Origin of the sequence: Vibrio vulnificus NBRC 15645 = ATCC 27562, assembly GCF_002224265.1 — a bacterium.
Lineage (GTDB): Bacteria > Pseudomonadota > Gammaproteobacteria > Enterobacterales > Vibrionaceae > Vibrio > Vibrio vulnificus.
Genome location: NZ_CP012882.1, coordinates 308,027 through 322,965, shown reverse-complemented (window position 1 = coordinate 322,965; position 14,939 = coordinate 308,027). Strand labels below are relative to the sequence as shown.

General features: G+C 50.2%; 9 protein-coding genes. 8 read left to right on the top strand and 1 reads right to left on the bottom strand.

Annotation, left to right across the window (positions count from 1 at the left end):
- Positions 1–347 precede the first annotated feature (347 nt).
- The 6 genes from AOT11_RS17145 to AOT11_RS17120 all read left to right on the top strand — a co-directional run bounded on the left by AOT11_RS17145 (position 348) and on the right by AOT11_RS17120 (position 9,489).
- Positions 348–1,985 carry an ABC transporter substrate-binding protein gene (locus AOT11_RS17145; protein ID WP_026050588.1) on the top strand — a complete coding sequence of 546 codons (1,638 nt, stop codon included), beginning with the start codon at positions 348–350 and terminating at the stop codon, positions 1,983–1,985.
- 67 nt (positions 1,986–2,052) lie between these two features.
- Positions 2,053–3,027, top strand: coding sequence for an ABC transporter permease (locus AOT11_RS17140; protein WP_017421770.1), 975 nt, complete (start codon positions 2,053–2,055; stop codon positions 3,025–3,027).
- Positions 3,028–3,035: 8 nt separating this feature from the next.
- Complete coding sequence (locus tag AOT11_RS17135; protein ID WP_089529833.1) at positions 3,036–4,028, top strand: ABC transporter permease; 993 nt, start codon at positions 3,036–3,038, stop codon at positions 4,026–4,028.
- Positions 4,025–4,978 carry an ABC transporter ATP-binding protein gene (locus AOT11_RS17130; RefSeq protein ID WP_017421772.1) on the top strand — a complete coding sequence of 318 codons (954 nt, stop codon included), beginning with the start codon at positions 4,025–4,027 and terminating at the stop codon, positions 4,976–4,978. The genes AOT11_RS17135 and AOT11_RS17130 overlap by 4 nt, the downstream gene beginning before the upstream one ends.
- A gap of 11 nt (positions 4,979–4,989) precedes the next feature.
- On the top strand, positions 4,990–5,976 hold the full coding sequence (locus tag AOT11_RS17125; protein ID WP_020480152.1) for an ABC transporter ATP-binding protein: 987 nt from the start codon (positions 4,990–4,992) through the stop codon (positions 5,974–5,976).
- Positions 5,977–6,039: 63 nt separating this feature from the next.
- Positions 6,040–9,489 (top strand): hypothetical protein, encoded by a 3,450-nt coding sequence (locus AOT11_RS17120; RefSeq protein ID WP_017421774.1) that lies wholly within the window; start codon positions 6,040–6,042, stop codon positions 9,487–9,489.
- A gap of 249 nt (positions 9,490–9,738) precedes the next feature.
- Here the strand turns inward: AOT11_RS17120 and AOT11_RS17115 are convergent, their stop codons facing one another.
- Positions 9,739–10,749 (bottom strand): LacI family DNA-binding transcriptional regulator, encoded by a 1,011-nt coding sequence (locus AOT11_RS17115; RefSeq protein WP_017421775.1) that lies wholly within the window; start codon positions 10,747–10,749, stop codon positions 9,739–9,741.
- A gap of 412 nt (positions 10,750–11,161) precedes the next feature.
- Between AOT11_RS17115 and AOT11_RS17110 the strand changes: the two genes are divergently transcribed.
- Both AOT11_RS17110 and AOT11_RS17105 read left to right on the top strand, forming a co-directional pair.
- The gene (locus AOT11_RS17110; protein ID WP_017421776.1) at positions 11,162–13,009 is read left to right on the top strand and encodes a glycoside hydrolase family 17 protein; all 1,848 of its coding nucleotides are present in this window, start codon (positions 11,162–11,164) and stop codon (positions 13,007–13,009) included.
- A gap of 104 nt (positions 13,010–13,113) precedes the next feature.
- On the top strand, positions 13,114–14,715 hold the full coding sequence (locus tag AOT11_RS17105) for a glycoside hydrolase family 16 protein (RefSeq protein WP_017421777.1): 1,602 nt from the start codon (positions 13,114–13,116) through the stop codon (positions 14,713–14,715).
- The last annotated feature ends 224 nt before the right edge of the window (positions 14,716–14,939 follow it).

Genomic DNA, 14,939 nt, shown 5'->3' with positions numbered 1-14,939 from the left:
AGGCGCTCTGGCGACAAAGAGCCGAATAAAACCTTTCTTATGTCACAAAATTCAATAAGAGAACAAAAACATAAACTATTGATATATAAGTGTTTTCTGAACTTTGTGCAAATCTGAATTTATTTATCTTATTGATAATTATGGATTAAGTTGATCTGTGATCTGTGGTTAGTTTTATCGATATTGATTTGAATCTTAGCGACGAAAGAGGAAAAATCCTCACAAAGAAAGCGCTTTCTTTTTCGTTTTGGGTTGATTCTATCAAGTTAAATCATCTCTCTTCGAAAAATTTTTTATAACAACAAGAAAGCGCTTTCATGGGGTGTAACTAAAACAAGGACAATGTGATGCAAAAGAAAACTCTGCTCGCAACTCTCGCTGCCGGTCTTATGTTAACTGCAACCGCGACCACCGCGGCTGAGATTAAACAGGGCGGTACGTTGACAGTGCCAATCATCAACACGGGGTTCGTTGACAACTTCAACCCATATACCACCAAAGATCTGTTGCACGGTGTGATGTTTGAACCTCTGATGGTGTTCAACAACATGACCGGTGAAACGGATTTCCGTTTGGCAAAATCGGTCGCTTACTCGGACGATCTAAAAACCATCACACTCAAACTACGTGATGGTTTGAAATGGTCGGATGGTTCGCCATTGACCGCAGAAGATGTGGTTTACAGCTTTATGCTGACCAAAGACGCACCAGCGTTTGACCAAAAAGGTATTTGGTCAGGTAAGAACTTACAGACGATTACCGCTAAAGACGCTACAACGGTTGTGTTTGCGCTGAACGAAGCAGATTCGACTTTTGTTTGGAACCTAGAGCGTTACCACATTGTTCCTAAACACATTTGGTCAAAAGTGGCAGACTTAACCACCTTTACCAACCCAAATCCGGTGGGCAGCGGCCCGATGACGGTGGTGAAATACGTTAAGCCACAGCAAATGGAACTGTGCCGCAACCCGAACTACTACCTTGAAGGCCGCCCATACCTTGATTGTGTGAACTTCCGTTCTTACAACGATAACTCGCAAATTCAACCTGCGTTGATCAAAGGTGAAATCGACTGGGGTTCAAACTTCATCGCAGATGTGGAATCCACGTTTGTCGCACAAGACAAAGCCAACAACCACTTCTGGTATCCAGCCAACGATGCGATTCACCTTTACGTGAACACCAAGAAAGCCCCATTTGATGATTTGCGTGTTCGCCAAGCACTTTCTATCGCGCTTGACCGTGAAGCGATCGTTGATATTGCTGCCTATGGCTACCCAACGCCAAACTACAACGTTGGCGGTATCGGCGAGCTGTACAAAACACACATCGATCCACAAATCTCGAAAAAATACGGCTATCTCACGCAATACGACGCTGAAAAAGCAAAACAATTGCTAGAAGAAGCCGGCATTGTTGACCGTAACGGCGACGGCTTCCGCGATAACAAAGATGGCTCAACGGTTGAGTTTGATATCGAAGTGGTGAACGGCTGGACAGACTGGATTCAAGTGGTGCAGATGGTGACGGAATACTTCGAAGAAGTCGGCATCAAAGCGAACGTGAAAACCGTTGACTGGGCAGTGTATGACGCCAACTTGAAAGAGAGCAAATACACCATGTCGATCAACTGGTCGATGGTCGCCACCAACCCTATTTTGGCTTACCAAGAGTACTTCGCGACATCGCGTATCGGCAAAACATGGCACGCGGGCCACGGTGTGAACTCGCCAGAGATCGACAAGTTGATTGAAAGCTTCGGCAAAATCGGCGATGCGAAAAAGCAAGAAGCGATCATTTCGCAACTGCAGGAATACACGGCAGAAAACCTACCGTTCATTCCTCTGTTCTCTAACCCAACTTGGTTCCAATACAGCACCAAGAAGATTGTTGGCTGGCCAAATGCAGAAAACCCATATGTACAGCCAGTGTGGTATGACGGCGGTAAGCGCGTGATCATCCTCAACAACCTACACCTGAAATAAGGGATTTGTGTTTTCAATTGTTAGGAGTCACCGCCACGGTGGTGGCTCCTAGGTTAAAAGGTGTGTTATGTCGTTTTTAGTTCGCCGTTTTGGCTTTTATTTTACTGCCTTCCTGATTGCGATTTCATTCAACTTTATGTTGCCGCGCTTGATGCCGGGGGATCCGGTGGATGCTCTGTTTGCCGCAGCACAAGGTCGAATGGACCCCGCTCAGATGGACGCAGTTCGTGAGATGTATGGTTTTGTCGATGGCAACCTGTTTGAGCAGTATCTGGCTTACATGAAAAGCGTGTTTACGCTGGATTTAGGCCCCTCGGTACTGATGTTTCCAGTGAGTGTATCGGATGTGATTGCCATGGCGCTGCCATGGACCATGTTCCTCGCGCTGGGCTCTTTGATTGTGGCGTTGATCATTGGCGTCAGCATCGGGACTTACGCCTCGTATCATCGTCAGGGCCTGTTTGGCCAAGTGGTGCCACCGGTGTTGGCCTTCATCAGTAACTTTCCTTATGTTGTCACGGCGCTGCTGCTGTTCTACTTCTTTGGTTTGAAGTTGGAGCTGCTGCCACTGGCGTACACCTACGATCCCTCATTAGAGCCCGGTTTCAACCTAGAGTTTATAACCAGTGTTGCCAAGCACGCCATATTGCCAGTGGGCTCAATGGTGGTCGTCGGCATCGCGACTTGGGTGTTCAACATGCGCAACGCGATGATCAACGTACTGGGTGAAGATTACGTCACCATGGCGGAAGCGAAAGGACTCAGCAGTTTCCGCGTGATGTACCGCTATGCAGGCCGCAACGCAATTTTGCCTGTGGCGACCGCAATTGCTATGGCAATCGGCTTCTCCTTCGCCGGCTCGATCATGACGGAAGTGGTGTTCAACTACCAAGGTCTGGGCAACATCCTGCTTAAAGGCATTGTGGCGCGTGACTATCCATTGATCCAAGCCATCTTGTTGATTCTCGTTACCGCAGTACTGACGGCGAACTTCATTGCCGATCTGCTCTACGTCTGGCTTGACCCCCGCATTTCAAACTAAGGTGTACCATGGACAAGACAATCAATACTAATAATGCGTCCGAACCCAGTGAAATGATCGCTCGTGAGCCTCGTTTCTCTTGGAAAAAGACCAAAAAAACACTGGGTAAAATATACGCATTTTTCTATGGCAACCCGCCAGCCATTATCGGTGGCTTGTTGCTGACCATCATTCTCTGCGGTGCGCTGTTTGCACCAGTATTGGCGACGCACAACCCAGAAAAGCGCGTTGCTCGACCGCACGTTGCGCCAAATGCAGAATACGTGCTTGGCACCACGCGCAGTGGCCGTGATGTTTACAGCCAAGTGCTGCATGGTGCGCGCAAATCACTGACAGTGGCCATCGCCGCAGGTGTGATTGCCATGAGCCTTGCCGTGATCATCGGTGTATCAGCCGGCTACTTTGGCGGCAAAATCGATGAGCGCCTTAACTTTCTGACGAACGTTTTTCTGGTCTTCCCACAACTGCCCTTGCTGATTGTGCTCGCGGCTTTTCTCGGCCAGGTCGGCTCCTTAGTCATTACGGTTCTGCTCGGCATTACCTCCTGGCCTTGGGGGGCGCGGCTAATACGTTCGCAAACCATGGCGATTCGAAACAAAGAATTCATCATCTCGGCAGAAGTGATGGGTGAGTCAAAAATTCGCATCATCTTGGTCGAAATTCTGCCAAACCTCGTTTCCATCGTATTCGGTGGCTTCTTAGGCACCGTGATTTACGCCATGGGCGCGGAAGCGGGCCTAGGCATTCTTGGCTTAGGTGACGCAACCGAAGTGAGCTGGGGTTCCATGCTTTACTGGGCGCAAACTTCCTCGTCGCTCTACACAGGGGCATGGTGGGAGATGCTGGTTCCGGCGTCGGCACTGGCGATTACTGGCGGCGCGTTGGCGCTGATCAACATGTCGATTGACCAAGTGAGTAACCCGAAACTGCGCACCGGTCCACACATCAAACTGTGGCATCAATTGAAAAAGCAAGCCGATAAACGTCGAGGTCTACTATGAGTCATTTACTTGAAATCAATAACTTGTGCGTAGATTACGTCTCACCAAACGGCGTTGCGCGTGCAGTGAACAACGTTAGCCTAACCATTTCACCGGGTGAAACCGTGGGGTTAGCGGGCGAGTCGGGTTGCGGCAAAAGTACCTTGGCTTTCGCGATTTCGCGCCTGCATAAAGCGCCAGCGCTGATCTCGGAGGGGGAGATCCTCTACAAAGGGCAAGATGTGCTGAAGATGAACGATCGCCAGTTACGCGATTTCCGCTGGAACGATGTTTCGGTGGTGTTCCAAAGCGCGATGAACTCACTCAACCCAGTCATTACCATTGGTGAGCAACTGACGGATGTGATTTTGGCGCACCGTAAAGTGCCGTACAAACAAGCTCATGAGCGAGCGGTTGAGTTGTTGAAAATCGTCGGGATTCATGGCGATCGCATGAGCAGCTTTCCGCATCAACTCAGTGGCGGTATGAGGCAGCGTGTGGTGATTGCGGTTGCATTGGCGCTTGAGCCAAAACTGATCATCATGGACGAACCAACCACGGCGCTCGATGTGGTGGTTGAGCGAGAGATTCTCAACGAGCTGTATGAACTCAAGAACAAGTTTGGTTTTTCAATCTTATTCATCAGCCACGATTTGAGCTTGATGGGTGAAATCGCCGACCGCATCGGCGTGATGTACGCAGGCAACCTGATTGAGTTGGGCGAAGCGAAGCAAGTGTTTGGCAATCCGCAACATCCTTATACCAAAGGGCTTATCTCATCGTTCCCGACCATTCACGGGCCGAAAGAGTGCCTTTACGGTATTCCGGGCAACCCAGTGAACCTGCTCAACATCCCAACAGGGTGTAATTTCCAAGAGCGTTGCGGTGTTTGCACATCGGTTTGTAAGCAGCAAGACCCTCATTTAATGCGTGCCGATAACGGCAGCCTTGTCTCGTGTCATTTGGTGTAGGGAGTGGAAACATGCAACAAGTAAACACACCTGAAGTGATTCTTTCGATTAAGAATTTGGTGAAAGATTTCCCGCTTGGCCAGTCGGTCAAAAGCAATCTCATGCGCGCGGTGAACGACGTATCGTTTGATCTGCGCAAAGGCGAAGCGCTGGCGATTGTGGGCGAATCTGGCTCGGGCAAAAGCACGGGGGCGCGCATTTTAACCCGCATATACGATAAAACTGCTGGGGAAGTGACCTTTAAAGGCCAGCCGCTGGCCGATTACATTAAAGAAAATGGCGAGTTGGAATACGCGCGTCAGGTGCAGATGATTTTCCAAGATCCCTTTGGCTCACTCAACCCGGTTCACACCATTTACCACCACATTGCGCGGCCATTGCAGATTCATAAGCGTGCCGATAACGCCGCGATTCCTAAGTTGGTGTACGAGCTGTTGGAACTGGTGGGTCTGTCGCCAGCGAAAGAGACGGCGGAAAAATACCCGCACGAACTCAGTGGTGGCCAGCGTCAGCGCGTTGCGATTGCCCGTGCTATCGCCGTTGACCCTGAAGTGATTTTGGCCGATGAGCCTATCTCTATGCTGGATGTGTCTGTACGCCTAGGTATTTTGAACTTGATGGCGGATCTAAAAGACAAGCACGGCATCTCATTTATGTACATCACTCACGACATTGCAACGGCACGTTACTTCGCTGAAAAAACCGCAGTGATGTATGTCGGCCATATGGTGGAGTGGGGCGACAGCGACAGCGTGACGCAAAACCCGCAGCACCCGTATTCGCAACTGCTGCTTTCTGCCGTGCCAGAAGTCGGCAACTCTGGTAAACGCGAACTGCAGGCGAAAAAAGGTGAAATCCCACTGTGGAAGCCAAGCAGTGTGGGTTGCCCTTTTGCCGCCCGTTGTCTTAAAGCCACCGAGTTGTGTACGCGTTCTCTGCCTGAGCCGACACAAATTGCGGAAAACCACTTTGCGCGCTGCCATCACCTTGCTGGGTGATGGCCAGTTAACTTTTTAAAAAAAGCGAAAAAGAAAGCGCTTTCTTTTTGTTGGAATGAAATTATGAAGCTAGAACATCAAAAAAATCAGAACGTTGAAGGCTCATTTGTCGATTTGCTCGGTGAGCGTTACTACAAAATTGCCCATGTTGACAAAATGGCCCCATTTTTCATTAGCGTGGTCTCCTCCAGTGACCATTGGCTGTTTATCTCATCAACAGGCAGTTTATCGGCGGGCCGCATTCGCCCTGAAAATGCTCTTTTCCCGTACAAGTCGGTGGATCATATTCATGAAAGCGCGGAAAACACCGGCTCGAAAACCATTGTTCGTGTGCAGCAAGATGGCCGCTGGGTTCTGTGGGAACCGTTCAACCGCTTCCACGATGGCTTGTACCAAGTAGAGCGCAATCTCTACAAAAACAGCATCGGTGACAAAATCGTTTTTGAAGAGATTAACCACACGTTAAAACTGAAGTTCCAATACGCTTGGGCCAGCAGTGACGATTTTGGCTTTGTTCGCCGCGCGCAAATTAGTGATCTTTCTGGCCAAGAGCGTGAGCTGGATATTCTCGACGGTTTACAAAACCTGTTGCCATCGGGCGCGCCATTGGCGGCGTTACAAACGCGCAGTGCCTTGGTGGATGCCTACAAGTGGAATGAACAAGTGGAAGGCACATCACTGGCGCTCTACACCATGTACGCCAAGTTGAGTGATCGCGCAGAGCCTGCCGAATCACTGTTGGCGACCACGGTGTTTAGCATTGACAATGACTACGGCCAAATTCTTCTCAGCAGTGAACAGCTCGGTGCGTTCCGCTGTGGTGAGCCGATTGTCAACGAGCCTCTGACGCGTGGCGTGCGCGGCAGCTACTTGATCAACAAAACCATCAAGCTTCCTGCGGGGCAGAGTAAGCACTGGTTGATCGTTGCCGATATCGACAAAAACCATTGTGATGTGCGTGCTTTAGAGCAGCAGCTGGCGACGCCGGTCAAAGTGGAACAGCAGATCGAGGCGAGCATCGCGCAAAATCAGCAAGAGCTGATTGCCCTGATGTCGGGCGGGGATGCTTGGCAAGTGACCGCAGAGGAAACCACGTTTGTACACCACTACGCTAACGTGCTGTTCAACAGCATGCGTGGCGGCGTGATTGAAAACAACTACCAACTCGACAAGCAAGATGTGCTGAAAACCATGCGCAAAACCAACCAACAAGTGGTGGCGCGTCAGCAAACCTTCTTTGCCGATCTGCCGGCGAGCTTTACCCATGCTGAACTGGTTCGCCTGGCGAAGCTCACGGGTGACGCGCAGTTGGTGCGTTTAAGCTATGAGTACTTGCCACTGACGTTTGGTCGTCGTCATGGTGATCCAAGCCGCCCTTGGAACCACTACGAAATCAAACTGAAAGATGAAAAAGGTGAGCGTTTACTCTCTTACCAAGGCAACTGGCGCGATATTTTCCAAAACTGGGAAGCGCTGGCGCTGAGCTATCCGGGTTTCATCTCTTCATTCATGGCGAAGTTTGTTAACGCCTCGACCATGGATGGCTACAACCCGTATCGCATCACCAAAGACGGCATCGATTGGGAACTGCTGGAAGCGGATGACCCATGGAGTAACATCGGTTACTGGGGCGATCACCAGATCATCTACTTGCTGAAGTTCCTTGAGTTGGCGAAGAAATATCAACGTGAAGAGCTTAGCGAGTTGCTCACCAGTGATCTATTTAGCTACGCCAATGTGCCGTACGAGCTGTGTGGCGTGGACAAGTTGTTCGCCAATCCAAAAGACACGGTGTCGTTCAACCACGAACTGCAACAGCGTATCGAAGAGAGAGTGGCACAGCTGGGCAGTGATGGCCGTTTGATCCTCGAAGGCGAAGACCGCGTTTACATGGTGAACTTGTGCGAAAAAGTGCTGGTGCCTTTGTTGTCGAAACTGAGCAATTTGGTGCTGGATGGCGGTATTTGGCTCAACACTCAACGTCCGGAATGGAACGATGCCAACAACGCGATTGTCGGCAATGGTCTCTCTATGGTTACCTTGTACTACATGCGTCGTTATGTGGCTTTCTTGCAGGGATTGATGAGCGAACTGCCGTCATCGGTCTCGATGTCGAAAGAAGTGTTTGATTGGATGCTCTCTATCACCCGCATTTTGCAAGATGCGACCAAAGAGATCCGCCAAGGCACGGTGAATCGTCAAACACGCAAAGCGATTTTGACGCTGCTCGAAAAATCGGCCGATGAGTTCAGACAACGTGTCTACCGCATGAATGGTTTTTCAGGCAAAACCAAAGTGGAGAAAAGTGCACTTGAGAAACTGTTGGAAGCGAGCCTTGTGGTGCTTGATTCGAGCATCGAAAACAACTTGCGTGAAGATGGTTTGTACAACGCCTACAACATCCTGACTTACTCGGGTGAAAGCTTAAATATCGAAAATCTCTACCCAATGCTGGAAGGGCAAGTGGCGGTATTGAGTGCGGGTGTGCTCACACCAAAACAAGCCGTTGAGTTGTTGGATAAGCTGTTTAGCAGCGATATGTACCGTGACGATCAGCAAAGCTTCATGCTCTACCCAGATCGTGAATTGCCAGCGTTTGTTGAGCGCAACCGCATTGCGCCTGCACAAGTGGAAACCAACCGTGTGATCAGTGAAATGCTGGCCAAGGGCGATCAACGCATCGTGCAACGCGACATTCAAGGCGATTGCCATTTCCACGCGACGTTTGAAAACGTCGATGGACTGCGCAAAGCGGTCGCGCAAGTGAAAATGGACTACCCAGAGCTCAGCAAAGAACAATGGGACGAGCTCGATGCTCTCTATGAGCAGGTGTTTAACCACCGTGCGTTTACTGGCCGTTCTGGCACCATGTTTGGTTACGAAGGTTTGGGTTGTATCTACTGGCACATGGTCTCCAAACTGCTGCTGGCAGTGCAAGAAAACTACCAGTTTGCGTTGGAACAAGATGCAAACAGCGAAGAAACCAAGCAGTTGGCGCACTACTACTACCGCGTTCGTCAGGGCATTGGCTTTAACAAAACGCCGCAAAATTACGGCGCGTTCCCAACCGACCCGTACTCGCATACGCCAAAACACGCTGGCGCGCAGCAGCCTGGCATGACCGGCCAAGTGAAAGAAGAAGTGCTAACGCGCTTTGCCGAACTGGGTATCGAAGTGAACGCGCAGCGTATTGGTATTCAGCCAACGCTATTGAGAAAGCAAGAGTTCCTCACTCAAGCAACCACCTTTAGTTGTCTGGGTGTGTCTGGTGAGAAACGCAGCTACGTGGTGGAAGCGGGTCAGTTAGCGTTCACTTACTGTCAAGTTCCTTTTGTCTATGAGCTCAGTGAGCAAGCACAAGGCCACATTGAAGTGATGATGCGTGACGACAGCGTGCAGCTGTTTGAGCAACTTGAGCTTGATGAGCGCATCAGCCAAGCGATTTTCGCTCGCACAGGCGAGGTGGAGAAAGTGGTGGTGAGCTTGCCGGAATCGATGCTGTATCGCGGTTAATCACTAAGCGCTAATGGCTAATCGTTAAGCTTTAAGATTTAAGCGCTTAGCCAACTGGCCACTCAAACAGAAACATGGCCTCGTGGTAGAGGCCACGTGAGAGAAAAAAGAACCCCACCTTTTGGTGGGGTTCTTTATTTCCGTGTGTTAGCCATGAAAGTCAGCGCCAAAACCAGCGAGCAGAGTCAAGGCATGGGGAGCGCGCTACGGACTTCGCTGACAGAAAGGAAGGCGAGAGGCGAGCTTGCGCTAATTGGCCTTCGATTGGTGTGGTTTCACCGAATCTCGCACGACCAGCTCTGGCGTTAGCTTGTGCTTTAATGGGTAACTCTGCTTGTTGACCAAGGCCAATACCCCTTTGGCGGCTTCGCAGCCCATTTCCATCACTGGGAAGTTCACCGTGGTTAAGCGTGGGCGAATGTGCTGGCTGTGGGTATCGTTATCAAAACCGACCACAGAAAGATCCTCGCCAATCGCCAATCCGCGTTCTGCGGCCACATCGTAAACCGCCAGAGCAATGTTGTCGTTTTGGCAGAAAATAGCGCTGATTTGTGGATCGCGGTCAAGCAGACGACGCGCCGCCTCGTGGTTACCTTGATGGTCAAAACGTCCTTCGACGATCAAACTCGCGTCATACGCAATACCAAATTCAGCCAAAGCGTTGCGATAACCTTGTAAGCGATCGCGGCTATCGACCTTGCTCAGTTGACCGGTGATGCACGCCACTTTCTTGTGGCCATGTTCCAACAGATGCTTGGTGGCTAGATACCCACCAAGTTCGTTATCGATAAAAATGCAGTGATCGGCAATTTCTGGAATGTAGCGGTTCAACACAATCGTGGCATTTTGACGCTCAACCACGTCAATCAGTTCATCGTCAGAAAGGGTATCGGAATGGACGATCAATCCGTCCACCTGTTTTGAGCGCAGGAAGTTGATCGAATCTTGCTCTTTGGTGTGAGATTCCTGTCCACTGGTGACGATCAAGTGAATGTTGTTTTGTCTTACCGTGTCTTCGGCATGGTGCATCAGTGGGCCATAAAACGGGCCGTCTAACGAGCCGACCAACATACCAATGCTGTTAGAACGGCTGGATGCCAGTGCTTGTGCAAAGGCGTTCGGTTTGTAGCCTAGCTTTTCAATCGCTTCGAAGACTTTTTTTCGATTGGCTTCTTTCACCGTTGGGTGTCCGTTCAGGGCACGTGATACGGTGGATTGAGAGACATTCGCCAGCTCGGATACTTCTTTAATGGTGATCAATGGAACTCCCCTTATATTGCCTTTTGAGTTCAAGCGGACAGTGTACCTGTGTGATGTTCTCTCGCCTAGAACTCTGGTGGCGAAGATAGCAAAACTCTGAACTGCATAACGCCCTGCAAGAACGAATGTTCACGCTTTGAGCAATTTAACCGTGTTGGAGGGGATTATAATGTGATCCATGCACAAAGAAAGCGCTTGCTTATTGGTGGTGCTCACGTTTTTCATCCTTATTTGTTTCTAGAATGGTTTTATCGACTGAGAACATTGCAAACTATGGGTTTGTCAACTTTCTTGCCGTCGTTTAGCGAGAGCGTTCTGTCTTCTTGAACCGTTTTCTCGCTCTTTTTTTAAAACAAAAAGAAAGCGCTTTCTTTTTGTTTTTGTTCCAATCCATAACGTAAGGACACTAAGAATGAATCTGATGAAAAACATCATCAAGTCCGCGTTACTGCTCGGTTTCTCTGGCTTGTTGGTCGCGTGCGGAAGTGACAGCAAAACAGAAGCAGACAGTAATACCGGAACGCCAAATGAAGTGGTGCTTGCGCCTCAGCCTGCGCCAGAGGGCAACTACCCAACCGCGCGCAATGGTGAGCCGTTATTGGGTAACGCCAATTATCCAGCCATTTCTTATGGCGCATTTCGTACCACTGAGCGTACCGAGGCCAATGTGCCTTCGGTCGCTGAACTGAAAGAAGATCTTCGCTTAATGGAAGCGATGGGCATCAAAGTGCTGCGCACCTACAACACCCAAGGGTTTAGCGATACGGCGAACTTGTTGATCGCCATTGATGAACTGATGGCGGAAGATGAAAACTTTGAAATGTACGTGATGCTGGGCATTTGGATTGATGCGCTGAACTCATGGACAAGCAACCCTATCGACCCAACGCAAAACAACCCAGCTAACTACGCCGAAGTGGCGAAAGCGATTGAGATGGTCAATGCCTATCCTGAGATCATCAAAGTGCTGGCGGTGGGGAATGAGGCGATGGTGCATTGGGCACCTTACCACGTGACACCAACCATCATTCTTGAGCATGTCAACACGTTGCGTGAGAAACGCGATAACGGCGAGATCCCAGCGAACGTTTGGATCACCAGTTCTGACAACTTCGCCTCTTGGGCTGGCCAAGGTGACTACAACCATCCCGATCTCGCTAAGTTGGTGGAAGCGGTTGATTACATTTCACTCCACTCTTACCCGTTCCACGACACCCACTATGCGAACGCATTTTGGTTGGTGCCAGAAGAAGAGCAAAGCCTGACCACGATTGAAAAAGTCGATGCGGCGATGCTGCGTGCCAAGCAACATCTGCTTTCTCAGGTGAAACTGGTGCAAGACTACCTTGCCGGCCTTGGCGTGAATAAGCAGATCCACATTGGTGAAACCGGCTGGGCGTCAGAGACCAACGTTATGTATGGCGATGAAGGCTCGAAAGCGGCAGACGAGTACAAGCAAAAAGCATTTTTTGATTTGATGCGTGCTTGGTCGCAAGAGTTTGGTGCGTCACTGTTCTTCTTCCAAGCGTTTGATGAGCCATGGAAAGGGGCTGCGGATAATCCGGGGGATTCTGAGAAACACTTTGGCCTTATCGACATCAACGGCAATGCCAAATACGTGATTTGGGATCTGGTTGACGCAGGCGCGTTCAACGGCATCACTCGTGCGGGCTTGAACATTGTGAAAAGCCAAGGTGGTGTGGAACAAAACGTATTGGACAGCGTGCTCGCACCCAATGCCAAACCCGTGGTTGATCAACCGTCTGACGCCGATCAGTTCATTGTGCTCGACAGCACCTTGCTGAATGGCGGCGAAGCGATTGCATGGGAAGGCACAGCCTACCTTGCTGAAGAGTCGGGTGTGCTGACGCTTACTACGCCACCAACGGCGGGTACCGCGAAAGATTGGGGCTGGGGCGCAGGCGTTGTGCTGGCAGGTCAAGCCGGTGCAAACCTGACGGGTTTTGAAAATGGCAGCCTATCGTTTGAGCTCAAAGGCACCACAGGTTCGGTACTCAACATCGGTTTTCAAACGGGTTTATGGGGTAACAACGATCGCCCGCAAACCAATAACTTTGTGCTGTTTGGTCCAACAGGCCGCGCGATTAGCACCGAATGGACGGCGTACACCATCCCAATGAGTGAGCTGATCAAAGGTAACCCCGATTTTAGCGATGTTACCTCACTGATCTACTTCAGTGGCACTGCTGACATTGATGGCGGTGTTGTGGAAGTGCGCAATGTGGTCTTCAACAAATAATCGTTAATCCGCGACGAAGGGCTATGCCAGTGGCATAGCCTGTTTGCCGTTCAGCGGGTTTCACACTGACAACGCAGTCACGGGGTATCCCGTGCGGAGGAATCATGACATCGAACAACCGTAATCGTATTAACCAGCTTGCTTTGGCTGTCTCTCTTGGCTTGTTAGCGGGTTGCAGCCAAACGGGTGACAGTGCATCCGGAACCGACTTCGTTCAAACCAAAAAGCCAGTGATGCTGCTGGATCAACCCACGCCACCGAGCGCACAGTGGCAATTGGTGTGGGCCGATGAGTTTGATGGCGACAAAATCAACAAACGCAACTGGAGCCTAGAAGAAAACTGTTGGGGCGGTGGCAACAACGAGCAGCAGTGCTACACCAAACGTGCGCGTAATGCCTATGTACAAGATGGCTATTTGCACATTGTGGCGCACAAAGAGAGCTACAGTGGGCCAGATAATCCAGAGGGTAAAGTCGGCGCTGGTGCCAACAAAACCTTGCCATTTACTTCGGCACGTCTGCGCTCTAAAGACAAGCGTGACCACAAATATGGCCGCTTTGAAATCCGCGCCAAATTGCCATCTGGGCAAGGAACGTGGCCAGCAATTTGGATGCTGCCGACCGATAACAAATATGGCACTTGGGCGGCCTCTGGTGAAATCGACATCATGGAAGCGGTCAACCTGAAAGCGCAATCCGATGCGCCAGGAGCACAAGCAGGTGATGGTGAAAACCGCATTTACGGCAGCCTGCACTATGGTAAAGCATGGCCAGATAACGTCTACAGTGGTCAAGGTGCTTCGCTGCCCAACAACATCAACCCAGCGGATGATTTCCACACCTATGCGATTGAGTGGGAAGAAGGGGAAATTCGTTGGTATGTCGACAACATTCACTACGCGACACAAACGCAAGATGAGTGGTACAGCCAATACAAAGTCGATGGTGCTTTGGTCAACGCCAAAGGCGCAGCACCGTTTGATGAACGTTTCCATCTGCTGCTCAACCTTGCCGTGGGCGGCTCTTGGTCGGCCAATGCCAACCAAAAAGGAATCGATAAGTCGGACTTTCCAAAAACCATGCTGGTGGATTACGTGAAAGTCTATCGCTGCTCGGCGGATCGCTGGAAAGGCAAAGGTTGTGCGACGATCGGCGAGCAAGCGGTGAAGGTCAAAGGGCATCAAGCGCCTGCGATTTTGGCGCAAGATGACCGCTACGCCGATGGGCCAAACTTAGATATTTTCTCTGAAAGCCTCAACAGTAACTTGGCGTACGGCAGTTACGATCCCATGGACATTGTTTCGCACCAAGAAGTGGCCGATGGTGATCACGGCCAAGTGCTGAAAATCACCAAGAAAAACGGCGCGGGTAACCTTTATTTCCGCTCACCCACGACTGACGTGAGCCATTGGTTAGAGAGTGGCGAGTTGATCTTTGATATCAAAGTGGAGTCGATGACCGACGGCAGTGAATTGATGGTGAAAATCGACAGTGGTTGGCCAAAAACCAGTGATATGACGGTGGCGTTGCCAGCGATGGGGCAATGGGGTGAAGTGCGCATCAAGCTGGCGGATTTACTCGCTCAGTCAAACCGCTTTGTTGCTGGCAATCAAGCGGATCCCACCATGATCAACAATTTATTGGTGTTTGAACCGACGGCTGCGATGACATTCAGTTTGGATAACATTCGTTTCGAAAAACGCTGATCAATACGCACTCGATCAAGCTCGTGGTGAACATCACGGGCTTTTTCGTTTTTAGGCACTTTTCGTTTTTAAGCATTTTTTGTTTTTAAGGGACAAAACGGCTTGAAAGCGTTTCTTCCATTCATTGATCAGTGAAATATCAAATTGTGATGAATATCCGAGAAAGCGCTTTCTTTAATGAGGGTGATCACGGTTTTATCTTAGAAGATCCTTTTATACTTCTC